Consider the following 3,366-nt stretch of genomic DNA (forward strand, 5'->3'; position numbering starts at 1 on the left):
TTGTACATTGAAAACTAGATAAGTAAGTAAAATTTATGATTTTACCAAGCAAAACCGAGTGAATAAGAGTTTTAAATAAGCTTGAATTCAAAAAGAAATAATCGCTAGTGTTCGAAAGAACACTCACAGATTAATAACATTTTGGGTTTTCAACCGACGGTTGTCGAGTTGAAAGCAAATAGATTAAGTTATTAAGGGCGCACGGTGGATGCCTTGGCACTAGAAGCCGATGAAGGACGTTACTAACGACGATATGCTTTGGGGAGCTGTAAGTAAGCTGTGATCCAAAGATTTCCGAATGGGGAAACCCAATACGAGTTATGTCGTATTATCGATACGTAAATACATAGCGTATCGAAGGTAGACGCGGAGAACTGAAACATCTTAGTACCCGCAGGAAGAGAAAGAAAAATCGATTCCCTGAGTAGCGGCGAGCGAAACGGGAATAGCCCAAACCAACGAGCTTGCTTGTTGGGGTTGTAGGACACTCTATACGGAGTTACAAAGGAATAGATTAGACGAAGCATCTGGAAAGATGCATCAAAGAAGGTAATAATCCTGTAGTCGAAAATCTGTTCTCTCTTGAGTGGATCCTGAGTACGACGGAACACGAGAAATTCCGTCGGAATCCGGGAGGACCATCTCCCAAGGCTAAATACTCTCTAGTGACCGATAGTGAACCAGTACCGTGAGGGAAAGGTGAAAAGTACCCCGGAAGGGGAGTGAAAGAGAACTTGAAACCGTGTGCTTACAAGTAGTCAGAGCCCGTTAATGGGTGATGGCGTGCCTTTTGTAGAATGAACCGGCGAGTTACGATTTGATGCAAGGTTAAGCAGTGAATGTGGAGCCGTAGCGAAAGCGAGTCTGAATAGGGCGTTGAGTATTTGGTCGTAGACCCGAAACCAGGTGATCTACCCTTGACCAGGTTGAAGTTCAGGTAACACTGAATGGAGGACCGAACCGACTTACGTTGAAAAGTGAGCGGATGAGTTGAGGGTAGCGGAGAAATTCCAATCGAACCTGGAGATAGCTGGTTCTCTCCGAAATAGCTTTAGGGCTAGCCTCAAGTGATGATTATTGGAGGTAGAGCACTGTTTGGACGAGGGGCCCTTCTCGGGTTACCGAATTCAGACAAACTCCGAATGCCAATCAATTTAACTTGGGAGTCAGAACGCGGGTGATAAGGTCCGTGTTCGAAAGGGAAACAGCCCAGACCACCAGCTAAGGTCCCAAAATATATGTTAAGTGGAAAAGGATGTGGCGTTGCCCAGACAACTAGTATGTTGGCTTAGAAGCAGCCATCATTTAAAGAGTGCGTAATAGCTCACTAGTCGAGTGACACTGCGCCGAAAATGTACCGGGGCTAAACATATTACCGAAGCTGTGGATTGTCCGTAGGACAATGGTAGGAGAGCGTTCTAAGGGCGTTGAAGCATGATCGTAAGGACATGTGGAGCGCTTAGAAGTGAGAATGCCGGTGTGAGTAGCGAAAGACGGGTGAGAATCCCGTCCACCGATTGACTAAGGTTTCCAGAGGAAGGCTCGTCCGCTCTGGGTTAGTCGGGTCCTAAGCTGAGGCCGATAGGCGTAGGCGATGGATAACAGGTTGATATTCCTGTACCACCATACATCGTTTTAAGCGATGGGGGGACGCAGTAGGATAGGCGAAGCGTACGATTGGATTGTACGTCCAAGCAGTAAGACTGAGTGTTAGGCAAATCCGGCACTCTTAAGGTCAAGCTGTGATGGGGAGAGGAAATTGTTTCCTCGAGTCGTTGATTTCACACTGCCGAGAAAAGCCTCTAGCTAGATTTATGGTGCCCGTACCGCAAACCGACACAGGTAGTCAAGATGAGAATTCTAAGGTGAGCGAGCGAACTCTCGTTAAGGAACTCGGCAAAATGACCCCGTAACTTCGGGAGAAGGGGTGCTCTTTAGGGTTCACGCCCAGGAGAGCCGCAGTGAATAGGCCCAAGCGACTGTTTATCAAAAACACAGGTCTCTGCTAAACCGTAAGGTGATGTATAGGGGCTGACGCCTGCCCGGTGCTGGAAGGTTAAGAGGAGTGGTTAGCTTCTGCGAAGCTACGAATCGAAGCCCCAGTAAACGGCGGCCGTAACTATAACGGTCCTAAGGTAGCGAAATTCCTTGTCGGGTAAGTTCCGACCCGCACGAAAGGCGTAACGATTTGGGCACTGTCTCAACGAGAGACTCGGTGAAATCATAGTACCTGTGAAGATGCAGGTTACCCGCGACAGGACGGAAAGACCCCGTGGAGCTTTACTGTAGTCTGATATTGAAATTCGGTACAGCTTGTACAGGATAGGTAGGAGCCTTAGATACGTGAGCGCTAGCTTACGTGGAGGCGTTGGTGGGATACTACCCTCGCTGTATTGGATTTCTAACCCGCACCATTAATCATGGTGGGAGACAGTGTCAGATGGACAGTTTGACTGGGGCGGTCGCCTCCTAAAGAGTAACGGAGGCGCTCAAAGGTTTCCTCAGAATGGTTGGAAATCATTCATAGAGTGTAAAGGCACAAGGAAGCTTGACTGCGAGACTTACAAGTCGAGCAGGGTCGAAAGACGGACTTAGTGATCCGGTGGTTCCGCATGGAAGGGCCATCGCTCAACGGATAAAAGCTACCCCGGGGATAACAGGCTTATCTCCCCCAAGAGTTCACATCGACGGGGAGGTTTGGCACCTCGATGTCGGCTCATCGCATCCTGGGGCTGTAGTCGGTCCCAAGGGTTGGGCTGTTCGCCCATTAAAGCGGTACGCGAGCTGGGTTCAGAACGTCGTGAGACAGTTCGGTCCCTATCCGTCGTGGGCGTAGGAAATTTGAGAGGAGCTGTCCTTAGTACGAGAGGACCGGGATGGACATACCTCTGGTGTACCAGTTGTCGTGCCAACGGCATCGCTGGGTAGCTATGTATGGACGGGATAAGTGCTGAAAGCATCTAAGCATGAAGCCCCCCTCAAGATGAGATTTCCCAACTTCGGTTATAAGATCCCTCAAAGATGATGAGGTTAATAGGTTCGAGGTGGAAGCATAGCGATATGTGGAGCTGACGAATACTAATCGATCGAAGACTTAATCAAATTTAAAAGTTTTGTTGGTTAAACTAAATTTTACTTACTATCTAGTTTTGAATGTATAATAATTATACATGATATTGTCTGGTGACTATAGCAAGGAGGTCACACCTGTTCCCATGCCGAACACAGAAGTTAAGCTCCTTAGCGCCGATGGTAGTCGGACTTACGTTCCGCAAGAGTAGGACGTTGCCAGGCAATATTTCATTATTCCACAGTAGCTCAGTGGTAGAGCTATCGGCTGTTAACCGATCGGTCGTAGGTTCGAGT

Annotated in this window: 2 rRNA genes; both read left to right on the plus strand. The window is 48.1% G+C overall.

Annotated features, from left to right (window positions below):
* Positions 1-181: 181 nt before the first annotated feature.
* Positions 182-3,102 (plus strand): 23S ribosomal RNA (locus KA867_RS13210).
* 77 nt (positions 3,103-3,179) lie between these two features.
* Positions 3,180-3,294, plus strand: a 5S ribosomal RNA gene (gene rrf / locus KA867_RS13215).
* Positions 3,295-3,366: the final 72 nt, after the last annotated feature.

The sequence above is a fragment of the Staphylococcus sp. GDH8C109P genome, from assembly GCF_017893405.1.
Taxonomy (GTDB): Bacteria; Bacillota; Bacilli; order Staphylococcales; family Staphylococcaceae; genus Staphylococcus; species Staphylococcus cohnii.